This window comes from Pseudomonas sp. M47T1 (assembly GCF_000263855.1).
GTDB lineage: Bacteria > Pseudomonadota > Gammaproteobacteria > Pseudomonadales > Pseudomonadaceae > Aquipseudomonas.
Window position 1 is genome coordinate 341,963 of record NZ_AJWX01000003.1, and the last position, 23,306, is coordinate 365,268.

The window sequence follows — 23,306 nt, forward strand, 5'->3', positions numbered from 1 at the left end:
ACGTTTTCCTTGTAGGAGCGAACCCTGTCCGCCCCTACAGAGGTCGAGTTGGGTGTTGGCTTGTGGCAAAATGAGCGATGCCTCGAATACATTGCCCCCGCTGCCATCGTCCCGAATCCCGCTGCCTGTGCGCGCTGATCCCCAGCCTGCCCAGCCGCACCCGCGTGCTGATCCTGCAACACCCCAGCGAGGTCAATCACGCGCTCAACACCGCGCGGTTGGCTGTATTGGGTTTGGCCAACGCCGAGTTGGTGGTGGGCGAAGTCTTCGATGACGCGTTGTTGCAGCAACCGGGCTATCGAACGTGCCTACTGTTTCCGGGGGACGACGCCCAGCCGCTGGTCGCTGGCCTGAGCAGTCAGCCGATGCTGCTGGTGGTGCCCGACGGCACGTGGCGCAAGGCGCGCAAGATGCTGCACCTCAACCCAACGCTGGCGGCCTTGCCACGGGTAACCCTGGACGGCGCACCGCCGTCGCGCTACCGCCTGCGCAAGGCGCCGGGGCCCGGGGCTTTATCGACCATCGAGGCCATCACGCACGCGCTGGAAATACTCGAAGCCCCGGCATCATTCCAACCGCTGCTGGCGCCCTTCGATGCATTGATCCAAGGGCAGATCGCAGCCATGGGTGAAGACGTCTACCGGCGCAATCACACCCAGTGATGAATGGGCCAGCCGGCCTTTTCCGCGTGCTCGCGCAGCACCGGGTCGGGGTTGACCACGTGGGGGTGGTCGACCTTGAGCAGCAGCGGCAGGTCATTGCGTGAGTCGGAGTAGAACGTCGCGCCTTCCAGGTTTTCCTCTTCCTGGTCCAGCCATTGCAGCAGGCGGGTGATCTTGCCTTCGCGGTAGGTGAGGGTGCCGACCGTGGCGCCGCTGTACACGCCGTGTTGCACGTCCAGTTCAATGGCCAGTATGTCGTCCACGCCCAGGCGTTCGGCGATGGGGCCCACCAGGTGGGTGCCGGAAGCGGAGATGATGAGAATGCGGTCGCCGGCCTTGCGGTGCTGGGCGATGGTTTTGGTGGCGTCGCTGAAGATGATGGGTTCGATAAAATCTTCGACCCAGGGGCCTACCAGGTGGTCGACTTCTTCGGGGGTGCGGCCGATCATGGGTTCCAGGCTGAAGGCCATGAAGTCCTCCATGGCCAGTTTGCCTTGGCTGTAGGCGTCCATGAGTTCGTTGTTCTTGCGCATGAATGATTCGGGGTCGACCCAGCCCAGGCGGCCCATCTGTTCGCTCCACAGGGTGGCGCAGTCGCCGTGGATCAGGGTTTCGTCCAGGTCGAAGATTGCCAATGCCATACAAAATTTCCCTCTGATAAATGCAAAAAACAATTCCGGCCCGATCCGCCGGCACGCTTCCGGGGGCCGGCGCGAAGGGCCGTCCCTGGCCCTGCGCACCTGACTTGGCTCCTGCCTCGTCTCCCTCTGCAGTGTGCCTCCAGTCGGCCCTGGCGCTTAACGGGGCCAACCTCAACAGCAAGATCAACAGCCAGATCAAAAGCTAACAGCAAGATCAAACGCTGGTTTGCGTTTGTTCTCAGGCTACCTCACACAGTGCCTGTGTATCGATAGTCAGTGACACTCGCTGCCCATTGGGCAGTAGATCACTCGCCGAACGGTTAAGCACGTCCACTACCAGCTCAACACCTCGCGCCTGCACCCGGTACCGGATGACATTACCCAGCAAGCTATGGCTGCGAATCTCGCCTTCAAGCTCACCCGTCAGGCTCAAGCTGATGGCCTCCGGCCGAATCGCCAACCGCGTGTGCACAGGCCGTTGCAGCAGTTTGCCCGCCTGCTCGGCATCCAGCAGGTTGTAGTTGCCGATGAACCCGGCGGCAAAGGCATCGGTGGGGGCGGTGTAGAGGCTCTGGGCGTCGCCGCTCTGCACGATGCGGCCCTTGTTCATCAGGAAAATACGGTCGCTCATGGTCAGTGCTTCTTCCTGATCATGGGTGACGAAAATAGTGGTCAGGCCCAGCTCCTGCTGGATGGCGCGGATCTGTTCACGCAGGTGCTTGCGAATGCGCGCGTCCAGCGCCGACAGTGGCTCGTCCAGCAACAGCAAGCGTGGGCGGGTGACCAATGAGCGGGCCAAGGCCACGCGCTGGCACTGGCCGCCAGAGAGTTGGTGCGGGTAACGGCTGGCCAGGTCCTGCAACTCCACCATGCGCAGCACTTCGTCCACGCGCTGCTGGCTCTGCGCCTTGCCGACCTTCTGCATGCGCAGGCCGAACGCGACGTTCTGTTGCACGGTCATGTTGGGGAACAGCGCATAGCTCTGGAACACCATGCCGATGTCACGCTTCTGCGGGCTCAGCGGCACCAGGTCGTGGCCGTCCAGCAGGATGCGGCCACTGTTGACCGGGGTCAGGCCGGCGATGCAGCGCAGCAGGGTCGACTTGCCGCAGCCCGACGGGCCCAGCAGGGTGACGAACTCGCCGCGGCTGATGGTGAAGTTGATGTCGCTGAACACCGGCGTGTCGCCGTAGTGCTTTTGCAGTTGTTCGACGCTGACGAAGCTCATCTTTAGTCTTTGTCCTTGTTCAAACGGTTGGCGGCCCAGGTCAGCACCAGCACAAACAGGAAATAGGAAATCACCAGCGCGCTGTTGAAGTGCCCGCTGCTGTTGCGCATGTTGTTGAGGTACACCTGCAGGGTTTCGTAGCGGGTGCCTACCAGCAGGTTGGCGAACACGAATTCGCCGAACAGGAACGAGAACGACAGCAGCAATGCCACCAACAGGCCCTTGCGCAGGTTGGGCAATACCACCAGCAAAGCCGCCTTGAAGGTGCTGGCGCCCAGCAGGTGGGCGGCGTCCATCAGGTCGCGCAGGTTGATGGCCTGCAGGTTGTTGGTGATGGCCCGGTACATGAACGGCAGCGCCACGGTGAAGTAGCAGCCAATCAGTATCCACGGCGTGCCCACCATGGCCAGCGGGCCCGAGCCGTAGAGCTGCAGCAAGCCCACCGACGACACCACCGGCGGCACGGCGAAGGGCAGCAGGATGAGGATGTTCATCAGGCCGTCGAGGCGCGGGAAGTGGTAGTGCACCACGAACAGCAGCGGCAGGATCAGCACCACCGACAGCACCAGGGCACCGACGCAGACAATCAGCGACTGGCCGAAGGCGTGCAGGAAACGGGCGTCGCTCCACAGTTCCAGGTACCACTGGAAGGTCAGGCCGCTGGGCAGGATGGTGGCCGACCAACTGGTGGCCAGCGAGTACAGCAGGGTGCCAGCCAGGGGCAGCAGCAGAATCAGGAACAGCAGCCACACCACCAGCCGATGGTAGAGCCCGGCGGGGCCGTATTCAGTGCGCGACATGGTAGCTCCTCTTCAACAGCCACTGATGCACCAGGGTCACCAGGGTCATCATGCCCACCAGGATCATCGCCAACGCTGCGGCCAGGTTGGGGTTCAGGCTGATGTCGCCGGCCACCATGGCCGCGATGCGGATCGGCAGCACGTTGAAGTTGCCGGTGGTCAGGGCGTACACCGTGGCGTACGCGCCCAGGGCGTTGGCCAGCAGGATCACGAAGGTGCCCAGCAGCGCCGGGGTCAGCACCGGCAGGCCGATGTGCCGCCAATACTGCCAGGCGCTGGCGCCCAGCAGGGCCGAGGATTCGCGCCAGTCTTCGCGAAGGGCATCGAAGGCCGGGTACAGCAGCAACACGCCCAGGGGAATCTGAAAATAGGTGTACAGGATGATCAGCCCGGTCTTGGAGTACAGGTTGAAGTCTTGGATGATCCCGGCCTGCTTGAGCATCATGGTCACGCTGCCATTGAAGCCCAGCAGAATGATGAACGCGAACGCCAGCGGCACCCCGGCGAAGTTGCTGGTCATGTTGGCAAAGGCGCTGACGAAATCGCGCAGCCTGGAGTCCACCCTGCGCAGGGAGTAGCTGCCCAGCACGGCGATGATAATGCCGAACAGGCTCGACCAGAAACTGATTTCCAGGCTGAACTGCATGGCCTGGCGGTAGAAACGCGAGCTGAACGCGCTGATGAAGTTGTCCAGGCTCCAGCCGCTATCGGTTTGCAGGCTGTGGATGGCCACCCAGGCCAGGGGGGCGATCTGGAACACGAAAAACACCATGGCAAAAGGCACCAGGCACAGGATGGCCCAGATTTTCCCGGTGGTGGGGCGGTAGGTTGGCTGGCTCACTTGAGCAACTCCCGGCACAGCGGTTTGTCATGGGGTACGCCCAGCAGTTCGCACAGGGTACCGCACAGCTGGGTCTGTTGCGGGCGGGCCGCCGGGTCGAGGCTGAAGGCGTTGCCCAGCACGAACAGCGGTACCAGGCGCTCCTCGGGCAGCAGGCCGTTGTGGGAGCGGTCGTCGTTCATCCCGTGGTCGGCGGTCACCAGCACCTGGTAGCCGGCCTGCAGCCAGCCTTGCAGGTAGTCGGCCAGGATCACGTCGGCGCCCCGCGCGCTGTTGCGGTATTGGGCGCTGTTGAGGCCATGCTTGTGCCCGGCATCGTCGATGTTCATGGAGTGGATCAGCAGAAAGTCCGGTTCGTGCTTGAGGCGCAGGTCCTCGCCATCGGCGAACAGGTGCGAGTCCGGGTAATGGTCGGCCCAGTAGAAATGCCCGAACTGGATGGGCTGATGCGGTGCCACCGTGTGGCGGTCGCGAGCGGCGTCGAACGGGGAGCGGTTGTACAGCTCGCTGACCCAATGGTAGGCGGCCGCGGCGGTTACCTTGCCGGCCTCGCTGGCGCAGTGGAACACGCTGCGCTGGTTGGACAGGCGCGTAACGTTGTTGTGCACGATGCCGCTGTCGATGGGCGCAACGCCGGTGAGGATGCATTCGTACAGGGGCCGTGACAGGGCTGGCAACTCGCATTGGAGCTGGTACAGCGCGGCCTTGCCGGCGCCGACGTAGGCCTGCAAGTGGCCCATGGCGTGCTCGGCGACCTGATAGCTGAGGCCGTCGAGCAGGACCAGTAGGGTTTTGTGGGGCATGGCTTAGCCTCTGAAATCGTTGTTGCCAGGGCTGGCCTCTTCGCGGGCAGAGCCCGCTCCCACACTGGACACACTGCGCCTGTGGGAGCGGGCTCTGCCCGCGAAGAAAGCGCCGCCGATCAATTCATCTCGATGATGACCTGCTCGTTCCACTGCTGCGGCAGGGCCTTGGAGCTCTTCTCCCACGCATCAGGGTTCTTGATCGGCTTGACGTTCTTGTACTGCTCGTTGGGCAGCAGTTTGGACGCCACGTCGTCAGGCAGTTTCAGGTGCTCGGCACGGATAGGGCGGGCATGGCCGCGCGCCAGGTTGAACTGGCCCTCGTCGCTGAAGATGTACTCGCGCGCCAGCTTGGCGGCGTTCGGGTGCTTGGCGTATTTGTTGATGATGGTGGTGTAGCCGGAAATCACCGAGCCATCGGAAGGAATCAGCACGGTGAAGCGGGTAGGGTCGATCTTGTCGCGGTAGCTCAGGCCGTTGAAGTCCCACACTACGCCCACTTCCACTTCACCCTTTTCCAGGGTCTGGATGGTGGGGTTGGCCAGCGACAGGCGCTTTTGCTTGGCCAGTTCGGTGAACAGTTCCAGGCCTGGTTGCAGGTTGCTTTCATCGCCGCCACGGGCAATGGCCGCGGCGAGCACGCCGTTGGCCGCCTGGGCCGCAGTGCTCACGTCACCGATGGCAACCTTGTACTTGCCTTTTTCCAGGTCGGCCCAGCTCTTGGGCGCATCCTCATCCTTCACCAGTTGCTTGTTGATGATGAACGCGATGCTGCCGGTGTAGGCCAGTGCCCAGTGGCCGTCCTGATCCTTGGCCCAGCTTGGAATCTGGTCCCAGGTGCTGGGTTTGTACGGCTGGGTCACGCCCTGCTTCACGGCGATGGGGCCGAAGGCGGCGCCTACGTCGCCGATGTCGGCGCTGGCATTGTCTTTTTCCGCGGCGAACTTGGCCACTTCCTGGGCCGAGCTCATGTCGGTGTCCATGTGGGTCAGCCCGTATTTGGTCAGCAACCCCGCCCAGGTGCCTTTCCAGTTCGCCCAGTCATCGGGCATGCCGACGCTGTTGACGGCGCCTTCGGCCTTGGCGGCCGCTTCCAGGGTGTTCAAATCGACGTCGGCGGCCATGGCGTTGATGCTCATGGTGATGCCCATGCCTACCAGTGATGCCAGGAAAAGCTTTTTCATCCGAAGCTCCTTGGGCGCGTTCCGTGAACGCTGGTGTTTGTCTGGACGGTGTCGCGGGTGGTCTAGATCAGCAAGACCTGAGCCAATCTAGGAGGCAGTGATTACAATTTGATGTATGGGGGCCTGGCGCGCGGCTTGCAGGACCTTGCCCGGCACCCGTGGGCACTAAGCGTAGTTCAGATTTAACTGACTGATCTGCAAAGGCTTGCGCCATGGGGTGTAGGGCATTTCCGAAGCGTCTGTCATCCCGCAGTCATTTATTTTCCCTACGCTGCTGGCAGGTTCCCTTGGCACCGTCAGTGCCCCTTTTTGCGGCTGGACTAGTCCAGACAGGTTGAGATGATGCGTAACAGTGCACCCCGGGCCGTGACAGCCATCTGCCAGGCCCTGCAGGAACAGATCCAGCATGGCTTGCTGGCGCCCGGTTGCAAGTTGCCGGCCGAGCGCAAGTTGAGCGAGGTATTCGACACCACGCGCATCACCCTGCGCGAGGCGCTGGTGCAATTGGAGGCCAGGGGGCTGATTTACCGCGAAGAGCGCCGGGGCTGGTTTATCTCGCCGCCGCGCCTCACCTATGACCTGATGAAGCGCAGCCACTTCCACGCCATGGTTCGCGAGCAGGGCCGCGAGCCGTCCACGCAGTTGTTGTCGGGGCGCCTGGTGCCGGCGTCGGCGGCCATTTGTGCGAGCCTGCAATTACCACCGCTGTCCAGCGTGATCCAGTTGTGCCGCACGCGGCGCATTGACCAGCGGCTGGTGCTGTATGTGGAACACTACCTTAACCCGCAGTATTTCCCAGGTATTCTGGAACTGGACCTGAACCAGCCGCTGACCGAGATTTACGCGCGTCACTACGCAATTGAATACGGGCGGGTGCGTTTCGAGATGTCGCCCACGGCATTGCGCGCCGAGGCGGCCAGTGCGTTGAAGGTGTCATTGGGCAGCCCGGGGCTGCGCATTACGCGCATCAATCATGACCAGCACGGGCGGCTGATTGATTGCGACCTGGAGTACTGGCGGCACGATGCCATTCGCCTCAGTGCCGATGTTTCGCCGTCTTGATTTCCACCTCGGTCAGCCAGAACAGCGAGGCCTGGCCGGCGCGTACCACGCTGCCGGGCGGGGACAGTTCCCAGATCTCGCCATCGAAGATCTGGAAGGTCTGGCCGCTGCGCGAAAAGCGCTCGCCCTGGTAGTTGAAGCTGTAGCCCGCGCGGCGCACCCGGTCCAGGTAATACTGGCGCGAAGCCCGCTGGGTGGGCGGCGAGCTGAGTTCCGACACCAGGCCGATGAAGTCTTCCAGCGGGTAGTCAAAGCACTTCTGTGCCTGCTCATTGGCGTAGATGAACCGTGGCTGGTCGCTACCGTCGTGGGCCAGCAAGCCATAGGGTGCGCGTTCGTGCACCCATTGCAGGTCGATGGGCGCGCCGGGGATGGCCATGGGCAGGTGTTTGCCGGTGTGCCTGAAATAGGCCTCGTCGATTTCCAGCAAGCGGCTCGCAAGGTCGGGGCCAAGCATTGTGCTCTTCCTCTACTGCACTGAAAGAAGTCGGAGGTGCCACGCTACCCTGTGGGCCGCCCATAGTCTATTGCCACATTGGACACACATCATGTCGAAACGGTAGCCGTCTCGCCAGCCACATTGCCACCGGCGCTGGTGACCACCTGCACGCTCAGGCGCGGGGTGGCCAGGTCCAGGCCCGACTCGTCGAGCTGGCGCTTGAGGGCCAGGTTGAACGCCCGCGACACTTCCCACTGCTTGATGGGCGCGGTCTTGAAGCGGGCCCGCAGGATAGCGGTACCCGATTCGAAACTTTCCACGCCCTGAATCTCCAGGGGCGACCAGATGTTGCGGCGCTGCAAGGGGTCGGTGCGCATCTTCTGGCCCACGTCGCGCATCAGCTTGATGGCGGTGTCGATGTCCATGGTGTGCGGCACATTGACCCGGAAAATGGCGTAGCCGAATTCCCGCGAGTAGTTCTTGATGCTTTTGATTTCACTGAACGGAATGGTGTGCACGATGCCATCGATGTCGCGCAGGCGCACGGTACGGATGGTCAGGCCCTCCACCGTGCCCAGGTGGCCGCCCACGTCCACGTAGTCGTCAATGGCCAGGGAATCTTCGATGATGATGAACAGGCCGGTGATCAAGTCGGCCACCAGCGATTGGGCGCCAAAACCGATGGCCAGGCCGATCACGCCGGCACCGGCCAGCAGTGGCGTGACGTTCATGCCCATGTTGGCCAGGGCGACGATGGCGGCGATGATGAAGATGGCAATGAACAGCACGTTGCGGATCAGCGGCATCATGGTTTGCGCGCGAGCGTTGGCAAGGCCCTTGCGCGAGTGGGTGAGGGCATGGTGCACCGCGGTGTCGGCCAGTATCCATACCAGCCACGCCAGTATCAGTGTGCCCGCCAGGCTGAACAGCTTGACGCTGATGTCGTGGCCTTCGCCTTCGGTGAAGCGGATCAGCGACATGCCCCACACGCGCAGGCCCAGCTCGATGAAGGCCAGCCAGATGATCATGTGCACCAACGTGTAGCCGAAGTTGCGCAGGCGTTCGGAGTACACCGCGTGGCGTTTGATGCGCTTGTGCGGCCGTAGAGCGTGCCGGCGTACCAGGCCGTTGCACACCATGCACAGCACTAGCAGCACGGTGCACACCAGGGACTGGCGCAGCACGGTGCTGGTGTCGCCGGCATCGATGAAGGTGGCGATCAGCGAAATACCCACCAGCACCAGCGCTGGCAGGTACCAGAATGTGCCGAGGATCTCGATGGTGTCACTCAGGGCCCGCCGGGTGAGGCGCCGGGACAGCGGCTGGTTGCGAATGAGGTGCGCCACCGGGCGGCGGAAGCGCAGGACGAACATGCCGGTGCACACCGCCGCCAGCATGTTTGCCAGCGTGGCGGCCATGTGCGCCAGGTGCGAGCCCAGGCTGGCCACCAGCCGTGGGTCGTTGAGGGCTTCGCCGAAGGCGGCGAAGCTGCCGATCAGCCACAGTGGACGGAACGCCTGGTGGCGCAGAATGTAAAGCGCGCGATGGCGGTGGGGGCCGTCCAACAGGGAAAACGCCACCACGCAGATCGCCGAGAAACAGGTGCCCACTACCAGGGCGTAGGCCAGCACCATGGCCAGGTCCTTGCCCAGCGAGGAGGGCAGGGCGTAACCCACCCACACGGTGATGATCAGTGCCACCATCCATGGGCCCAGCTTGCGCAGGGCGAAGCGCAACAGGTCGAGGGTGCGCGGGTGTTGGGGCAACTCTTCGCTGAGGCCGAAACGCATGCGGATATGGTGGCTGATCCAGTTCAGCGCATAGGCCAGCAGGCTCCACACCAGGATGATCAGTACGAAGCCGAAGATGATCGGCGGCCACTGGGCCACTGGCAGCATCAGGTTGGACAGCTCCACGCCGGCCTGGTCGAATTCGTTGGACCAGCGGCTGAAGGGGCTGTCGTCACCGGAAAACTGTTTCTCGAAATGCCCCAGGGTGCTTCCGATAAGGCCCAGCACGCCTTCTTCGCTGGCAGGCTGGGCCTTGAGCGTAGTGTCGCGCAGGCGCTTGAGGTCGGTCAGCAGCTGGGTGCGCTGTTGATCGTTTTCCAGCGACTTGATCACCTCGTCCAGTGACTGCGCGAGCGGTTCGGTGGGTGCGGGCTGGGCTTTCTGCGAGCCGCTGAGCAGGCTCGGCAAGCCGGCCGCCTGGGCGGGTGGCAGCACTGCCAGCAGGCAGCTCAGCAGTAGGGTGAACAGGGCAGGCAAACGGAAAAGGACAGGCACGCGACGATAAACCCAGGGGCAATTCTTGATCGAGGGAGTGTACGAGCCGTGCCGGGCCATTGCGAGCGCTATGCGCCGATTCGCACCAGGATCTTGTAAAGCACAATGCCCAGCAGGCAGAGCATGCCGACCCAGATCATCAGCACGCCGATATCGCGTTCACGCAGGCTGAAGCCGAACGTCAACAGGCCGAGGCTGGCCATGACCTGAACAAGCAGGGTGGTGAATTCGTCCATGACCGTTGTCCTTTTTGCGAGGGGCCTTGATTCAGTGTAGGCCTGGCTGTCTCACACGACTTGATCGGTATCATGAAACATTGACGTCGCCTATAGGGCAGCCCCTGTCTTGTGTGGGGTGGCCCCGAGCTGCCGCAGGCTGCGAAGGCACGCACAGCGTGCCCGCGATCGACATGACACCGCCGAGGGGCCTGCGGACCTTTTCGCAGCCTGCGGCAGCGCCTTCAGGGGTCAGGGCAGCTCGCGGCTGCGGTAGAAGGCTTCCAGTACCTTGACCAGGTGCGCCAGGTCCTGGCTGCCGCACAGCTCGCGGATCGAGTGCATGGCGAAGGTTGGCAGGCCTATGTCCACGGTGCGCACGCCCAAGTGGCTGGCGGTAATCGGGCCGATGGTGGAACCGCAACCCATGTCGCTGCGTACCACGAAGCTTTGCACCGGCACTTCCTCGGCCATGCACAAGTGGCGGAAGAACCCGGCGGTTTCGCTGTTGGTGGCGTAGCGCTGGTTGCTGTTGACCTTGATCACCGGGCCGGCATTGAGTTTCGGGCCGTGGTTGGCGTCGTGCTTCTCGGCGTAGTTGGGGTGCACGCCGTGGGCGTTGTCGGCCGACACCAGCAGCGAGCGCTGGATGGTACGCACGAAGTCGTCGCCGTCGGGCAGCAGGCGGCGCAGGGTTTGCTCCAGCATCGGGCCGTCGGCGCCACACGCCGAGCACGAACCGATTTCTTCGTGGTCATTGGCCACGAACACGCAGGTTTCCTCGCTGTCGGCGTTGAGCAACGCCTGCAGGGCGGCGTAGCACGACAGCAGGTTGTCCAGGCGCGCGCCGGCGATGAACTCGCCGTGCAGGCCCACCACTGCGGCGCTCTGGGTGTCGTAGAAGCTCAACTCGTAGTCCAGCACCACATCGGCGTTCAGGCCGTGTTCGCGGGCCAGTTGCTCGGTGAGCAGGGCACGGAAGTCCGGGCGCTCGTCACCGGCCACCTGGGCCAGGATAGGCGGCAGTTCGGTCTGGGGATTGATGGCCCAGCCCTGGTTGGCTTCACGGTTGAGGTGAATGGCCAGGTTGGGAACCACGGCAATCGGCAGCTTGAAGTCGATGAGCTGGCTTTCGACCTTGCCGTCGCGGCGGAAGGTGACGCGGCCGGCCAGCGACAGGTCGCGGTCGAACCAGGGCGCCAGCAACGCGCCGCCGTAGACTTCCACGCCCAGTTGCCAGAAACCCTGGCGCTGCAGCTCGGGCTGCGGCTTTACCCGCAGGCACGGGCTGTCGGTGTGGGCGCCCACCAGGCGAATACCGCCAATGAGCGGCGAGTGGCGGCCCAGCTTGAAGGCGATGATCGAGGAGTCGTTACGGGTCAGGTAGTAGCGCCCGCCAGCAACGGTGGCCCAGGTGTCGCGCTCGTCGAGGCGCTGGTAACCGGCAGCCTCCAGGCGCATGGCCAGGCTGGTGGTGGCATGGAACGGCGTGGGGGAGGCCTTGAGGAAGTCGATCAGGCCCTGGTTCAAAGCTTCGCGCATAAATGGCTCCAGACAGCAGTGGCGCGAGTTTAACGTATTGCAGCCCGCTTGGGGGCGTCGTGCCCATGGACCTGTGGGAGCGGGCTCTGCCCGCAAAGAAATCACTGCGGATAACCTGCGCTTTTCGCGGGCAGAGGCCGCTCCCACAGGCAAAACAGGCAAGGTTAGAACGGCGCGGGGCACTCGAAGCGCACGCGCTCGCCGCTGGTAGGGTGGGTGAAGCTGAGCATGCTGGCATGCAGGCACAACCGCGGGTACGCCGCCAGCGCCTCGGGGTGGGCGTACAGGCCGTCACCCAGCAGCGGGTGGCCGATGGAGAGCATGTGCACGCGCAACTGGTGCGAGCGGCCGGTAATGGGCGTCAGCTCCACGCGGCACCAGTCACCACAGCGCTCCAGCACCTTCCAGAAGGTCAGGGCGTGCTTGCCCTGTTCGTGGTCCACCACGTGGCGTGGCTTGGTGGGCGGGTCGTAGCGCAGCGGCAGGTCGATGCTGCCGCTGTCCAGTTCCGGCTGGCCCCAGGCCAGGGCGGTGTAGGCCTTTTCGGTCTCGCGGTCGTGAAACTGGCGCGACAGTTCGCGGTGGGTGTCGGCGTCGCGAGCCAGCAGGATGATGCCCGAGGTTTCCCAGTCCAGGCGGTGCACGATCCGCGCTTCCGGGTAGCCGTTTTCCTGCAGGCGGGTGATCAGGCAATCCTTGTTGTCCTCGGCGCGGCCGGGCACCGACAGCAACAGCGTGGGCTTGTTGATCACCAGGATGGCGTCATCCTGGTGCAGGATGTGGATGTTGGACAGCGGCATTGAAATTGTCTCGGTAAAAACGCCAACGGCGATTGCCGGTGTTTCCCCAGGGAAAGACCGGCAACCGCCGCGGGTGCTGCCAGGCCGAGTTAACGGTCAGGCAGGGTGATGTTGAGTTCCAGGATCGAGCAGCTGCCTTGGTTTTCCAGGGCGACCTGCACGTCCTCGTTGCCGATATTGACGTACTTGCGAATTACTTCCACCAGTTCCTTCTGCAGGGCTGGCAGGTAGTCCGGGGTACTGCGCTGACCACGCTCGTGCGCCACGATGATCTGTAGACGCTCTTTCGCTACCGACGCGGTATTGACCTTTTTGGAACGAAAGAAGTCAAAAATGCTCATCAGTTGCCTCCAAAGAGCCGCTCAAAGAATCCTTTCTTCTGCATCGCGAGGAAGCGGTGTTCCACGTTCTTGCCCAGCAGGCGGTCTACGGCATCGCTGTAGGCCTGGCCGGCGTCGCTCTGGTCATCGAGGATGACCGGCACGCCCTGGTTGGACGCCTTGAGCACGGCCTGGGACTCGGGAATCACGCCCAGCAGGGTCACCGAGAGGATTTCCTTCACGTCTTCCACGCCCAGCATCTCGCCCTTGCTCACGCGCTCGGGGTTGTAGCGGGTCAGCAGCAGGTGTTCCTTGATCGGGTCTTCGTTGCGCTCGGCGCGGCGCGACTTGCTGGCCAGCAGGCCCAGCATGCGGTCCGAGTCACGTACCGAGGACACTTCCGGGTTGGTGACCACGATGGCTTCGTCGGCGAAGTACATGGCCAGGTGAGCGCCCGTCTCGATGCCGGCCGGCGAGTCGCAAACCACGAACTCGAAGGTTTCCTTGAGTTCCATCAGTACTTTTTCCACGCCTTCCTTGGTCAGCGCGTCCTTGTCACGGGTTTGGCTTGCCGCCAGCACGTACAGGTTCTCAAGGCGCTTGTCCTTGATCAGGGCCTGTTGCAAGTTGGCTTCGCCGTTGACCACGTTGACGAAGTCGTACACCACGCGGCGTTCACAGCCCATGATCAGGTCGAGGTTGCGCAGGCCCACGTCGAAGTCGACGATGACTGTCTTGTGGCCGCGCAGGGCCAGGCCGGTACCGATGGCGGCGCTGGTGGTGGTCTTGCCCACACCACCTTTGCCGGATGTAACCACGAGAATCTTGGACAAGGTGTATCACCCCTGAAGTGAAAAAGGATTGCTAGTCCCTGAATGAAAGCATGACTTGTAAACAACTGCTGATGGCTCAACGCCGCCAAGTTTAAAAGTTGCATGGAAAATGGCGGCAGTATCCGTTAAAGACGGGTGATGTTCAACACATCCCCGGACAAGCTGACTTGTACCGACGCTCCCCACAGCGGGTCGCGACGCAGGTCTTCGGAGACCTTGTACTGGCCGGCGATGGACAGCAGTTCGGCGCCCAGGTGCTGGCAGAAGATCCGGGCCTTGGTATCACCCTTGATACCGGCCAGGGCGCGACCGCGCATCTGGCCGTACACATGGATGTTGCCATCGGCCAGAAGTTCCGCACCGGAGCTGACCGTGGCCATGACCACCAGGTCCCCGCCGGGAGCATAGACCTGCTGGCCGCTGCGTACCGGCAGGGTGATGATTTTCGTCGGGTTGACCACTGGCGCCGGCGGTTTTTCCGGTGCCTTGGGCGCTTCCGGCTCGATGGGCCGCTCGCGGGCGCCCGACGGCGGCAGCACCGGCAGGTCGATAGCGATGGCGGCGGCGATGTCCTCGATGCGACTGGCGCGAATGGCCAGGGTGCGCAGGCCGTGCTGGCGGCACACGCGCATCAGGCCCGGCAGGTCGACCGCACCTTCGCTGGCCGGCATTTTGTCCAACGCCAGCACCAGCGGGGTGTTGCTGAAGAAATTGGGGGCCTGGGCGACCTTGGCCGCCAACTGGCGGTCCAGCCCTTCGAGGTTGTTGCGCGCCAGCTCCAGCACGGTAATGGCGAGCATGCTGCCCTTCAGCTGGAACACGGTTTCCTGGTCTAGCGGTTCGGTCTGGCTCATGGTCGGCAAAAAGGCGCCTTGTAACGAAAAGTGCCGAGACTTATAACGAGAACGCCCGCAAGCCGCAAGCCGGGCGAACCCATGTAGAATGCGCGGCCTTGTTGTCTGTCCGGAATCTGTAATGGATCGCCCGCGTTTTAACCGAACCTTCCTCCACCCGCGTTTCTGGCCGCTGCTGCTGGGCCTGGGGCTGCTGTGGCTTGTAGTGCAACTGCCGTACCGCGCGCTGCTGGTCATTGGCCGTGTGCTGGGCCTTGGCATGTACCGCATTGCCGGCGAGCGCCGGCGCATTGCGGCGCGAAACCTGGAACTGTGTTTCCCAGAATTACCGCTCGTCGAAAGAACGCGTTTGCTCAAGGAAAATTTCGTTTCCACCGGCATCGCCTTCTTCGAAATGGCCATGAGCTGGTGGTGGCCAAAGGCCCGCCTGGCGCGGCTTGCGCACATCGAAGGCCTTGAGCATTTGCAGGCTGCGCAGCAGGCTGGCGAGGGTGCCATCCTCATGGCCCTGCACTTCACCACCCTGGAAATTGGCGCCGCGCTGCTGGGGCAGCGCCACACCATCGACGGCATGTACCGCGAGCACGGCAACCCGTTGTTCGACTTCGTGCAGCGCCAAGGGCGCGAGCGGCACAACCTGGATTCCCTGGCGGTGGAGCGCGAAGACGTGCGCGGCATGCTCAAGCTGCTGCGCAAGGGCCGTGCCATCTGGTATGCGCCCGACCAGGACTACGGCGCCAAGCAGGGCATTTTCGTGCCGCTGTTCGGCATTCCGGCCGCCACGGTCACCGCCACCACCAAGTTCGCCCGCCTGGGCAAGGCACGGGTGATTCCGTTCACCCAGCAGCGCCTGGCGGACGGCAGCGGTTACCGACTGGTGGTGCACCCGCCGCTGCAAGGTTTCCCGGGGGAGAGCGAAGAGGCCGATTGCCTGCGCATCAACCAGTGGGTGGAAGCGTCCATTCGCGAGTGCCCGGAGCAGTACCTGTGGGCGCACCGACGCTTCAAGTCGCGGCCTGCAGGCTCGCCTAAGCTTTACGAAAAGCGCCGCCGCTGAAGTTGTTTTGTAGCCGCAGCCGCCAGGCCGAGGAGTGTCATGCAGCCAACCACAGGACTGATCCTCTCCGGCGGCGGCGCCCGTGCCGCCTACCAGGTAGGTGTGCTGGCGGGTATCGCGCAGGTGCTGCCCGCCGGCACAGCGAATCCGTTTCCAGTCATCGTCGGCACCTCGGCCGGCGCCATCAACGCCGTGACCCTGGCCAGCGGTGCCGACCAGTTCATTGCCACCGTGCAGCGCCTGGAGGCGTTCTGGCGGGGGTTTACCAGCCACCAGGTGCTGCGCAGCGACTGGCCCGGCGTGGTACGCCAGGCCATGCGCTTCATTCGTCACAGCCTGCTCGGGATCGGCGACGCCGTGCCCGTTGCCCTGGTGGACAACGCTCCGCTGGGTGACCTTCTGCGCGAACGCCTCGACCTGCGCGGCATTGATGCCGCACTGGCGGGCGGCCACCTGCGGGCCGTTGCCGTGACCGCCTTCGGCTATACCGGTGGCCAGGCCGTGACGTTCTATCAGGGCAGTGACGGTATCCAGCCCTGGCTGCGCCACCGCCGTGTCGGCGTACCCACGCGGTTGGATGTTGAACATCTACTGGCCAGCGCTGCCATCCCGTTGCTGTTTGCGCCGGTGTGCATCGGCCAGGACTTCTACGGCGATGGCGCCATGCGCCAGTCCGCCCCCATCAGCCCGGCCCTGCACCTGGGGGCCGAGCGAGTACTGGTGGTGGGTGTCAGTGGCAATGCACGGGGGCCGTCGGCCAGCGTGGGGGCGGTGGGCGGCGAGCAACAGCCGAGCCTGGCGCAGATTGGCGGGCACCTGCTCAATAGCGCCTTCATTGACAGCCTGGAAGACGACTTGGAGCTGCTGCAACGCCTCAATCAATTGGGCAGGTTGCTGCCTGCCGATGTGCACAGCGCGCCGCTGGGCCTGAGCCCGGTGGAGGTGATGGTGGTGTCGCCCAGCCAGCCGCTGGACGAGATTGCCGCCCGCCATCGCCACGAACTGCCACCGGCCTTGCGCCTGTTTCTGCGCGGGCCGGGGGCGACGAAAACCAGTGGCGCGGGGTTGTTGAGTTATTTGTTGTTCGAGGCGGGGTATTGCACGGAATTGATCGAACTGGGGCGTCGCGATGCGCTGGCCAAGCAGGCGCAGTTGCTGGCGTTTCTGGGGGTAGCCCCGTAGGAGCTGCCGCAGGCTGCGTCGGGCCGTCAAGCGGTCAAGCGGTCAGGCGGTCATCGCGGAAGTCGCGCAGGGCCTGTTCGATTTCTTCGCGGCTGTTCATCACGAACGGGCCGTATTGCACAATGGGTTCGTTCAGCGGCTTGCCGGCGATCAGCAGCACGCGAGCGCCGTCGACGCTGTTGATCTGCAACTCACCCACGTCCGACAGGCGAATCAGGCGGCTGGCCTTGACGCTGTCGGCAAGCCCCGGCAACTGCACCGCGCCTTCGTACACATACAGCATCACGCGGTGCCCTTGGGGCAGTCGCGGGCTGATGGTGCTGCCTGGCGGCAAATGCAGGTCAAACAGGTGCGGTTCGGTGTGCGGGCGTTCTACCGCGCCGGCCTGGCGCACGTCACCGTCGTCGAAAGTACCGGCGATGGCCACCACGTCGATACCGGTCGGGGTGGTCAGGCGCGCAATATCGTCGGGCTGGATGTCGCGGTAGCTGGCGGTGCCGAGCTTGTCCTTGCCGGGCAGGTTGAGCCACAGCTGGAAGCCGCGCATCACGCCTTCTTCCTGTTCGGGCATTTCGCTGTGAATGATGCCGCGCGCCGCCGTCATCCACTGCACGCCACCGCCTTGCAGCAGGCCGACGTTGCCCAGGTGATCTTCGTGGCGCATGCGGCCTTCGAGCATGTAAGTAATGGTTTCAAAGCCGCGGTGCGGGTGTGGCGGGAACCCGGCGATGTATTCATCGGGGTTGTCCGAACCGAATTCGTCCAGCATCAGGAAGGGGTCGAACCGCTCAATGCCCGGGCCGCCGATCACGCGGGTCAGGCTCACGCCTGCGCCGTCGCTGGTGGCTTGGCCAGCCTGTACACCGATTACTTTGCGAAACTGAGTCATGGCACAACTCCTGTGTGGGAGGTGGGAATGGCTCTATTTTCACTCATGATATATCGAACGAATAGCGACAATTTCGGCTATTAACTATCAATATTATTGATTATTTTAGGTGTGGGAGCTGGCTTGCCAGCGAGCTTTTGGCGGCTGAAAAGCTCGCGGGCAAGCCAGCGCCCACAAGGGTTACTCGGCGATCTGCAGTTTGCGCGATTCGGTGTAGATGTAGCGCACCTTCTCGTATTCAAACGGCGTGTCCAGCGAGCCATAACGGAAGCTGGTGGTGTAGCGCTTGTCCACTGCACGCAAGGCCCAGATTTCCGGGTGACGGCTGCTTTCCTGCGACACGTTGAGGAAGTTGATCTGCGACTCGGCGCCGTAGTCGAACAGCAGGCCCGTGGTGTCACGCAAGTTGGACGGGCCAAACACGGGTAGCACCAGGTACGGGCCGGCTGGCACACCGTAGAAGCCCAGGGTCTGGCCAAAGTCCTCGGTCTGGTGCGGCAGGCCCATCTTGGTGGCCGGGTCCCACAGGCCGGCCACGCCGATAGTGGTGTTCAGCAACAGGCGCCCGGTGATCTCCAGCGAACGCTTGCCCTTGAGCTGCAGCAAACTGTTGAGCAGGTTGGGCACGTCGCCCAGGTTGCTGAAGAAGTTGCTCACGCCGCTGCGCAGGAAGCCTGGGGTCACGTAGCGATAGCCATTGACCACTGGCAGGAATACCCACTCGTCGAAGCGGTAGTTGAAGTGGTAGACGCGGCGGTTCCAGTTCTCCACCGGGTCGTACACGTTCAGCGCGGTGAGGCTTGAACGTTCGAACTCGCGCTGGTCAAGGCCGGGGTTGAACTTGAGTTGCTTGAGCGGCTCGGTGAAACCGTCCGCGTCGGCGTGTGTCGGGGTGTCGTCGGCATGGGCCACGCCGGCGCACAGCAGTGCGGCGGCCAGGAGTAATGTCTTAGCCACGGAAGAACTCCAGCATGGCGTCGGCGTTGACGCGGTAATTGAGGTTGCCGCAATGGCCACCGTGAGGGTAAACGGTCAGGCGGTCGCCAAAGGTCTTGCGCAGGAAACCCAGGTCGCCGGGGCCGAGGATGATGTCGTCGGCATTATGCATCACGGCAATCTTCGGGCTGTCGTGCAGGTAGTCCTTGAGGGCATACAGGCTCACTTCGTCCACCAGTTGCAGCAGGCTGCCGCCGTCGGTACGGGCACGCCACATGGGGATGACCTGGTCGGTCAGGTAGCAGTCGAAGTCGCATTGCAAGGCACGCTTGAGGAACGGCGTGAGGCTGGTGCCCTCGGTAATCGGGAACTTGGGCGGGGTGATCAGCCCACGGCGGTTGATCAGGTCCGAGGTAAAGGCAATGTCGGCCGCCGAGAAGCGGAACGAGGTGCCGATCAGCATGGCCATCTGTTCGTTGGACAGGTGTTGCCGGGATTGCTGGATGTCGTACAGCAACGCGTCATTAAGGTCGATGTAGCCCTTCTGCTGGAAGTAGCGAGTGAGCTTTTGCAGCACCACTTCGTAGAACGTGGTGTTGTTGTTGATGCCCTTCACCTGGGCCTGTACCAGCTTGTCCAGGTTGCTGATGGAGGTGTACAGGTTCACCGGCGGGTTGAGCAGCAGCACTTTCTTGAAGTTGAAGCTGCGTCGGGTTTCGTCCAGTTGGCTGACGAACGCGGCGTCCAGCGCGCCCAGGCTGTAGCCGGTCAGGTAGAAGTCAGTGACCGGCAACTTGGGGTTCTGCGCGCGCACGGCCTGCATCACACGGTACAGGTCTTCGGCGTCTTCCTTGGTCACCCCGGGGGTGGCGAAGCGCGAGGCGGCGCTCATGAAGTCGTAGCTGGTGGGCGATGACAATTGCACCACGTGGTAGCCGGCCTGGTAGTACAGCTTCTTCAGGTACTCGGTGAGGCTGCTGGTGTAGGGCGCGCCGGTGCCGGCGATGATGAAGATCAGCGGCGCCGGATGGTCCTGGTACGCCAGGCGATAGCGCAATTTTTTCACCGCCCAAAAGTTGTCGGGCAGGGTGAAGTCGCGGTCCGGGCGAAGGTTCAGGGTATGGTCTGCCTGCTTGATGTCCTCGTCGGCCGGCAGCTTGGGCCGCAGGTCTGGGGGGGTCGAGGCAATCGTGGCTTCGAACGGGTTGGTCAACGGGTAGCCATAGGTGGCGGCATCAACATCCTTGGCCAGCGCGGACGCACTCAGGATGAGGCCGCCCAGCAAGGCAGCGAAGTGCAGTATTCGAAGCATGACGATGTCCCTAAGAAGGCGAAAGCTAAGTGAAGTACGCAGGCTCTGACCACCGCGTTGGTGGCAAGTTGCCAAGTATGGCCGCTTTTGGCACGCAAAATATTGTACGGGCGTGATACGTCAAACAGACACAATAGTCGGTGCAACGGTTTTCGCCTTGCATAAAGGGTGGCGACCGTTATTCTTGGCGCCGATTTTCCCTTCCGGAGTGGTTCATGTCCCGTCGTTCGTCATTGATTGTGCTTTTCGCCTTGGTAGCCCTGAGCCTGGCTGCCAGCTACGGCGTACGTTACGGGTTGATGGAAGATGCCCGCTGGGTGGGACTGTGCAGCGACGAGGCCAGCCGTTGGGAGTGCCAACTGCGCTCGGGCCTGGGGTACCTGATTCACTTTCGCGCTATTTCCATGGCGGCCCTGGTGGCCTCGGTGCTGGGCTTCTTCGTGCCCCGTTGCCTGGGCTGGTGGATTGCCGCGCTGGCGCTGGTCATCGGCATTCCGGGGCTGGTGCTGTACAGCGCCAGCCTGGCGGTGTTTGCGGTGGTGATTGCGGGGTTGCGGTTGGTTCGCCGCTGAAGAGTGGCGCCGTTCGCGGGCACGGCCCGCTCCTACAGATGTAGGAGCGGGCCGTGCCCGCGAAGGCCTCAACGCGAAACCCGAAGGCTATGCACCAGCGCCCACACCATCAACCCGCTGACCAGGGCCCAGGCCCACGCCTGCTGGTTATGCACGCCTTCGATAGCGAGTTGCACGGGAATGCCCACGCCAACGATGGCCGTCAACAGCAGCACTTCAGGACGACGCACGTTCACCGGCCGCAGCAGGTAAACCAGAGCCGGCAACACCAGTGCTGCACTCGGAAAGCTGCGATAGCGGGCATCGAACACCAGCGCCAGCATCATCACCGCCGCGCCGAAGCCGGCCGCCATCAGCCACCAGCCACCACGGCGGTCCAGCCAGCCGAACAGCGATTCCCGCCAACCGCTGCGCTGGGCCAGCGCCAGGGCGCCATAGGCCAACACCACCAGGTTCAACCCGGCCAGCAGCGCGGCCCACACCCACTCTTCGGCAAACCGCGCATTGATGCGCACCAGTTCGCCCCAGGCACCCAGGCTGCCCGCACCCACCGCCGCCAGCAGCGGCAGCAGCAGGGCGCTGCGACGGTTGTCCACGCGGCCGGCGAAGACCAGGGTCACCCACCACAGCACCACGCCGGCGCCCAGCCACTGCGGCCAGAACGGCACGTTAGTCACCGGCCCCTGCAGCACACCCTTGTCCTGGCGGTCGGCGTCGAACAGGCCCCAGTAACCGCCCACGGCGCCTTCGCTGGCGCGCTTCCACGGCTGGTCGAAGGCCTCGATCAGGTTGTAGTGCCAGCCGCGTTGTTCGGCCATGGCCACCACGCCGCGAATGAAGCGTGCCTCGTTGACCCGGCTGGGCAGGGCGGTCTCGCGTTGGCGGCCTTCGCTGGGCCAGCCGGTCTCGCCAATCAAGATGTCCTTGGGTGCAAAGCGCTTGGCAAAGATGTCGTGCACCTGGGCTACGTGAGCCAGGGCGTCATCGATGCCGGTGGGGTTGTCTTCCCAATAGGGCAGCAGGTGAATGGTGAGGAAGTCCACTTCAGGTGCCACTTCCGGGTACTGCAACCAGAAGTCCCAGACGTCGGCGTAGGTCACCGGTTGCTTGACCTGGCTTTTCACCTCCCGAATCAATTGAGCCAGGTACTTGCCGGTGACTTCCTTGCGCAGCAACGTCTCGTTGCCCACGATCACCGCCTCCACCACATCCGGGTTGGCGTTGGCGGCGGCAATCAGTGCCTTCACTTCCTTGGCGGTGTCCACCGGGTTGCTGTTCACCCAGGCACCGATCATCAGCTTAAGGCCGTGCTTGCGCGCCAGTGCCGGAATGCCTTCCAGGCCAGTCATTGAATAGGTGCGAATGCATTCAAAGCGCGTGGCCAGCAGGGCCAGGTCGGCGTCCATGCGCTCGGGGCGCAGCTTGAATGGCTGGTCGAACGGCGATTGGTCCTTGTCGAACGGCGTGTACGACGCGCATTGCAGTTTGTGCGTAGCGCTGGCGGCGTCGGGCAGGATCACCGGCTTGCCCAGCCCATACCAGAAACCGGCAAGGGCCAGCACACCGAGCACACAGGCGAACAGGTAAGGCAACAACGTAGAGCGGGACGTGGCGGGCATTGTCTATTTTCGTCAGGCAACAAAGCCGCGCATGTTACCTGCTTTGCCAGCACCTTACGCGTTTGCCATGCAAAGTTCGGGCAGGCGACCAGCGGTCGTCTTTACTACTGGCAGGGTGATGTCGTTTCTCGCTGCCTCAAGGTCGCAGCCAGAGCAGGATGGTCGGGGCGCGAGGTTGATCATCGGGGGGCAGTCAAGGCGATTTGCCAGCGCCGTGCACCCGAACCACACACGATCGATGCTCGACACTCGTCGAGCGCAGCCTTTTGGGGAAGTCTGGATGAACATGCGAAAAATCCTGGGAGCGACCGCCGCTCTGGTACTTGCTACAAGTTCCACCCTGGCCAGCGCCGATAGCAAGCCCACGTTGAGCATCGGCTATGTCGATGGCTGGTCCGACAGCGTTGCCACCACCTACGTGGCGTCGGAAGTGATCAAGCAGAAGCTGGGTTACGACGTGAAACTGATGCCCGTGGCCACCGGCATCATGTGGCAGGGCGTGGCCACCGGCAAACTCGACGCCATGCTCTCGGCCTGGCTGCCAGTGACCCACGGTGAATACTGGGCCAAGAACAAGGACAAGGTGGTCGACTACGGCCCCAACTTCAAGGACGCCAAGATCGGCCTGATCGTGCCGGAGTACGTGGCGGCCAAATCCATTGCCGACCTCAAGACCGACACCACCTTCAAGAGCAAGATTGTGGGTATCGACGCCGGTTCAGGCGTGATGCTCAAGACCGACGAAGCCATCAAGGACTACGACCTGACCGGTTACAAACTGCAAGCAAGCTCCGGTGCGGCCATGACTGCAGAACTGGGCCGCGCCTACGACAAGCATGAGTCCATCGCCGTGACCGGGTGGGTGCCGCACTGGATGTTCGCCAAATGGAAACTGCGTTTCCTCGATGACCCGAAAGGTGTGTACGGCGCTGCCGAAACCGTCAACAGCATCGGCAGCAAGGAGTTGGACGCCAAGGCACCGGACGTGGCTGCGTTCCTGAAGAAATTCCACTGGAACTCCAAGGACGAAATCGGCGAAGTGATGCTCGCCGTGCAGGAAGGCGCCAAGCCTGAAGCCGCTGCCAAGGACTGGGTAGCCAAGCACCCTGATCGCGTGGCCGAGTGGGTGGGTAAATAATCACCGACCGCTCTATTACGCAACTTCCAGAACCGCCGGGCTAATACCCTGGCGGTTTTTCTTTGTTTTATCTTTGTCATCAGTTAGCTATG

At 63.1% G+C, this 23,306-nt stretch carries 24 protein-coding genes; 6 read left to right on the forward strand and 18 right to left on the reverse strand.

Annotation, left to right across the window (positions count from 1 at the left end):
* The first annotated feature begins 77 nt into the window (after positions 1-77).
* Positions 78-662 carry a tRNA-uridine aminocarboxypropyltransferase gene (locus tag PMM47T1_RS05460; protein ID WP_008366567.1) on the forward strand — a complete coding sequence of 195 codons (585 nt, stop codon included), beginning with the start codon at positions 78-80 and terminating at the stop codon, positions 660-662.
* On the opposite strand, the gene PMM47T1_RS05465 is transcribed toward PMM47T1_RS05460, so the two are convergent.
* From PMM47T1_RS05465 to PMM47T1_RS05490, 6 genes are all read right to left on the reverse strand, one after another.
* Positions 650-1,303, reverse strand: a complete 654-nt coding sequence (locus PMM47T1_RS05465) for an HAD family hydrolase (protein ID WP_008366568.1) — start codon at positions 1,301-1,303, stop codon at positions 650-652. The two genes, PMM47T1_RS05460 and PMM47T1_RS05465, sit on opposite strands and share 13 nt — an antisense overlap.
* Positions 1,304-1,541: 238 nt before the next feature.
* Complete coding sequence (locus PMM47T1_RS05470) at positions 1,542-2,531, reverse strand: ABC transporter ATP-binding protein (RefSeq protein ID WP_008366569.1); 990 nt, start codon at positions 2,529-2,531, stop codon at positions 1,542-1,544.
* Positions 2,532-2,533: 2 nt separating this feature from the next.
* Positions 2,534-3,331: an ABC transporter permease gene (locus PMM47T1_RS05475; protein WP_008366570.1), complete on the reverse strand. Its 798-nt coding sequence runs from the start codon at positions 3,329-3,331 to the stop codon at positions 2,534-2,536.
* Entirely contained in the window at positions 3,318-4,103 is a 786-nt protein-coding gene (locus PMM47T1_RS05480) for an ABC transporter permease (RefSeq protein WP_050990384.1), read from the reverse strand. The genes PMM47T1_RS05475 and PMM47T1_RS05480 overlap by 14 nt, the downstream gene beginning before the upstream one ends.
* Before the next feature lie 65 nt (positions 4,104-4,168).
* Positions 4,169-4,975 carry an alkaline phosphatase family protein gene (locus PMM47T1_RS05485; protein ID WP_008366574.1) on the reverse strand — a complete coding sequence of 269 codons (807 nt, stop codon included), beginning with the start codon at positions 4,973-4,975 and terminating at the stop codon, positions 4,169-4,171.
* A gap of 119 nt (positions 4,976-5,094) precedes the next feature.
* A complete protein-coding gene (locus PMM47T1_RS05490) occupies positions 5,095-6,159 on the reverse strand; it encodes an ABC transporter substrate-binding protein (protein WP_008366575.1) in 1,065 nt (354 codons plus the stop codon).
* Positions 6,160-6,501: 342 nt separating this feature from the next.
* Here PMM47T1_RS05490 and phnR point away from each other — a divergent pair, with 342 nt between their 5' ends.
* A complete protein-coding gene (gene phnR, locus PMM47T1_RS05495; RefSeq protein WP_008366578.1) occupies positions 6,502-7,221 on the forward strand; it encodes a phosphonate utilization transcriptional regulator PhnR in 720 nt (239 codons plus the stop codon).
* Here the strand turns inward: phnR and PMM47T1_RS05500 are convergent.
* The 8 genes from PMM47T1_RS05500 to minC form a co-directional block, all read right to left on the reverse strand.
* Positions 7,196-7,678, reverse strand: coding sequence for an MEKHLA domain-containing protein (locus PMM47T1_RS05500; RefSeq protein ID WP_008366579.1), 483 nt, complete (start codon positions 7,676-7,678; stop codon positions 7,196-7,198). The genes phnR and PMM47T1_RS05500 overlap by 26 nt on opposite strands.
* A gap of 89 nt (positions 7,679-7,767) precedes the next feature.
* A complete protein-coding gene (locus PMM47T1_RS05505; protein ID WP_008366581.1) occupies positions 7,768-9,945 on the reverse strand; it encodes a mechanosensitive ion channel family protein in 2,178 nt (725 codons plus the stop codon).
* Positions 9,946-10,013: 68 nt separating this feature from the next.
* Positions 10,014-10,181: a hypothetical protein gene (locus tag PMM47T1_RS30060; RefSeq protein ID WP_008366582.1), complete on the reverse strand. Its 168-nt coding sequence runs from the start codon at positions 10,179-10,181 to the stop codon at positions 10,014-10,016.
* 231 nt (positions 10,182-10,412) lie between these two features.
* On the reverse strand, positions 10,413-11,702 hold the full coding sequence (locus PMM47T1_RS05510) for a M18 family aminopeptidase (RefSeq protein ID WP_008366584.1): 1,290 nt from the start codon (positions 11,700-11,702) through the stop codon (positions 10,413-10,415).
* A 164-nt stretch (positions 11,703-11,866) separates the two neighbouring features.
* On the reverse strand, positions 11,867-12,502 hold the full coding sequence (locus tag PMM47T1_RS05515) for an RluA family pseudouridine synthase (RefSeq protein ID WP_008366585.1): 636 nt from the start codon (positions 12,500-12,502) through the stop codon (positions 11,867-11,869).
* Positions 12,503-12,591: 89 nt separating this feature from the next.
* Positions 12,592-12,843, reverse strand: coding sequence for a cell division topological specificity factor MinE (gene minE / locus PMM47T1_RS05520; protein WP_008366588.1), 252 nt, complete (start codon positions 12,841-12,843; stop codon positions 12,592-12,594).
* Entirely contained in the window at positions 12,843-13,655 is an 813-nt protein-coding gene (gene minD, locus PMM47T1_RS05525; RefSeq protein WP_008366590.1) for a septum site-determining protein MinD, read from the reverse strand. Before minD ends, minE begins: the two co-directional genes overlap by 1 nt.
* 125 nt (positions 13,656-13,780) lie before the next feature.
* The gene (gene minC, locus PMM47T1_RS05530) at positions 13,781-14,509 is read right to left on the reverse strand and encodes a septum site-determining protein MinC (protein ID WP_008366592.1); all 729 of its coding nucleotides are present in this window, start codon (positions 14,507-14,509) and stop codon (positions 13,781-13,783) included.
* Between the two features lie 121 nt (positions 14,510-14,630).
* On the opposite strand from minC, the gene PMM47T1_RS05535 reads away from it, so the two are divergent.
* Together PMM47T1_RS05535 and PMM47T1_RS05540 are read left to right on the forward strand one after the other, a co-directional pair.
* A complete protein-coding gene (locus tag PMM47T1_RS05535) occupies positions 14,631-15,566 on the forward strand; it encodes a lipid A biosynthesis lauroyl acyltransferase (RefSeq protein ID WP_008366595.1) in 936 nt (311 codons plus the stop codon).
* A gap of 39 nt (positions 15,567-15,605) precedes the next feature.
* On the forward strand, positions 15,606-16,748 hold the full coding sequence (locus tag PMM47T1_RS05540) for a patatin-like phospholipase family protein (RefSeq protein ID WP_008366598.1): 1,143 nt from the start codon (positions 15,606-15,608) through the stop codon (positions 16,746-16,748).
* A gap of 34 nt (positions 16,749-16,782) precedes the next feature.
* On the opposite strand, the gene PMM47T1_RS05545 is transcribed toward PMM47T1_RS05540, so the two are convergent.
* The 3 genes from PMM47T1_RS05545 to PMM47T1_RS05555 form a co-directional block, all read right to left on the reverse strand.
* Positions 16,783-17,637 carry a pirin family protein gene (locus PMM47T1_RS05545; protein ID WP_008366600.1) on the reverse strand — a complete coding sequence of 285 codons (855 nt, stop codon included), beginning with the start codon at positions 17,635-17,637 and terminating at the stop codon, positions 16,783-16,785.
* 180 nt (positions 17,638-17,817) lie between these two features.
* Positions 17,818-18,594, reverse strand: coding sequence for an MlaA family lipoprotein (locus PMM47T1_RS05550; RefSeq protein WP_008366602.1), 777 nt, complete (start codon positions 18,592-18,594; stop codon positions 17,818-17,820).
* The gene (locus tag PMM47T1_RS05555) at positions 18,587-19,885 is read right to left on the reverse strand and encodes a serine protein kinase PrkA (protein WP_008366604.1); all 1,299 of its coding nucleotides are present in this window, start codon (positions 19,883-19,885) and stop codon (positions 18,587-18,589) included. Before PMM47T1_RS05555 ends, PMM47T1_RS05550 begins: the two co-directional genes overlap by 8 nt.
* 215 nt (positions 19,886-20,100) lie before the next feature.
* On the opposite strand from PMM47T1_RS05555, the gene PMM47T1_RS05560 reads away from it, so the two are divergent.
* Positions 20,101-20,457: a hypothetical protein gene (locus PMM47T1_RS05560; RefSeq protein ID WP_008366605.1), complete on the forward strand. Its 357-nt coding sequence runs from the start codon at positions 20,101-20,103 to the stop codon at positions 20,455-20,457.
* Between the two features lie 68 nt (positions 20,458-20,525).
* Here PMM47T1_RS05560 and PMM47T1_RS05565 read toward each other — a convergent pair whose 3' ends face one another.
* Positions 20,526-22,076 carry a glycoside hydrolase family 17 protein gene (locus PMM47T1_RS05565; protein ID WP_008366607.1) on the reverse strand — a complete coding sequence of 517 codons (1,551 nt, stop codon included), beginning with the start codon at positions 22,074-22,076 and terminating at the stop codon, positions 20,526-20,528.
* 280 nt (positions 22,077-22,356) lie between these two features.
* On the opposite strand from PMM47T1_RS05565, the gene PMM47T1_RS05570 reads away from it, so the two are divergent.
* Positions 22,357-23,214 carry a glycine betaine ABC transporter substrate-binding protein gene (locus tag PMM47T1_RS05570; RefSeq protein WP_008366609.1) on the forward strand — a complete coding sequence of 286 codons (858 nt, stop codon included), beginning with the start codon at positions 22,357-22,359 and terminating at the stop codon, positions 23,212-23,214.
* Positions 23,215-23,306 lie beyond the last annotated feature (92 nt).

Bases quoted from the DNA above. Each gene is read 5' to 3' on its own strand.
- PMM47T1_RS05465 (WP_008366568.1), bottom strand. From the start codon at position 1,303: ATGGCATTGGCAATCTTCGACCTGGACGAAACCCTGATCCACGGCGAC.
- PMM47T1_RS05500 (WP_008366579.1), bottom strand. From the start codon at position 7,678: ATGCTTGGCCCCGACCTTGCGAGCCGCTTGCTGGAAATCGACGAGGCC.
- PMM47T1_RS05540 (WP_008366598.1), top strand. From the start codon at position 15,606: ATGCAGCCAACCACAGGACTGATCCTCTCCGGCGGCGGCGCCCGTGCC.
- PMM47T1_RS05565 (WP_008366607.1), bottom strand. From the start codon at position 22,076: ATGCCCGCCACGTCCCGCTCTACGTTGTTGCCTTACCTGTTCGCCTGT.
- PMM47T1_RS05535 (WP_008366595.1), top strand. From the start codon at position 14,631: ATGGATCGCCCGCGTTTTAACCGAACCTTCCTCCACCCGCGTTTCTGG.
- PMM47T1_RS05510 (WP_008366584.1), bottom strand. From the start codon at position 11,702: ATGCGCGAAGCTTTGAACCAGGGCCTGATCGACTTCCTCAAGGCCTCC.
- PMM47T1_RS05475 (WP_008366570.1), bottom strand. From the start codon at position 3,331: ATGTCGCGCACTGAATACGGCCCCGCCGGGCTCTACCATCGGCTGGTG.
- phnR (WP_008366578.1), top strand. From the start codon at position 6,502: ATGCGTAACAGTGCACCCCGGGCCGTGACAGCCATCTGCCAGGCCCTG.
- minE (WP_008366588.1), bottom strand. From the start codon at position 12,843: ATGAGCATTTTTGACTTCTTTCGTTCCAAAAAGGTCAATACCGCGTCG.
- PMM47T1_RS05545 (WP_008366600.1), bottom strand. From the start codon at position 17,637: ATGACTCAGTTTCGCAAAGTAATCGGTGTACAGGCTGGCCAAGCCACC.
- PMM47T1_RS30060 (WP_008366582.1), bottom strand. From the start codon at position 10,181: ATGGACGAATTCACCACCCTGCTTGTTCAGGTCATGGCCAGCCTCGGC.
- PMM47T1_RS05485 (WP_008366574.1), bottom strand. From the start codon at position 4,975: ATGCCCCACAAAACCCTACTGGTCCTGCTCGACGGCCTCAGCTATCAG.
- PMM47T1_RS05570 (WP_008366609.1), top strand. From the start codon at position 22,357: ATGAACATGCGAAAAATCCTGGGAGCGACCGCCGCTCTGGTACTTGCT.
- PMM47T1_RS05555 (WP_008366604.1), bottom strand. From the start codon at position 19,885: ATGCTTCGAATACTGCACTTCGCTGCCTTGCTGGGCGGCCTCATCCTG.
- PMM47T1_RS05460 (WP_008366567.1), top strand. From the start codon at position 78: ATGCCTCGAATACATTGCCCCCGCTGCCATCGTCCCGAATCCCGCTGC.
- PMM47T1_RS05560 (WP_008366605.1), top strand. From the start codon at position 20,101: ATGTCCCGTCGTTCGTCATTGATTGTGCTTTTCGCCTTGGTAGCCCTG.
- PMM47T1_RS05480 (WP_050990384.1), bottom strand. From the start codon at position 4,103: ATGGTGTTTTTCGTGTTCCAGATCGCCCCCCTGGCCTGGGTGGCCATC.
- PMM47T1_RS05470 (WP_008366569.1), bottom strand. From the start codon at position 2,531: ATGAGCTTCGTCAGCGTCGAACAACTGCAAAAGCACTACGGCGACACG.
- PMM47T1_RS05490 (WP_008366575.1), bottom strand. From the start codon at position 6,159: ATGAAAAAGCTTTTCCTGGCATCACTGGTAGGCATGGGCATCACCATG.
- minC (WP_008366592.1), bottom strand. From the start codon at position 14,509: ATGAGCCAGACCGAACCGCTAGACCAGGAAACCGTGTTCCAGCTGAAG.
- PMM47T1_RS05515 (WP_008366585.1), bottom strand. From the start codon at position 12,502: ATGCCGCTGTCCAACATCCACATCCTGCACCAGGATGACGCCATCCTG.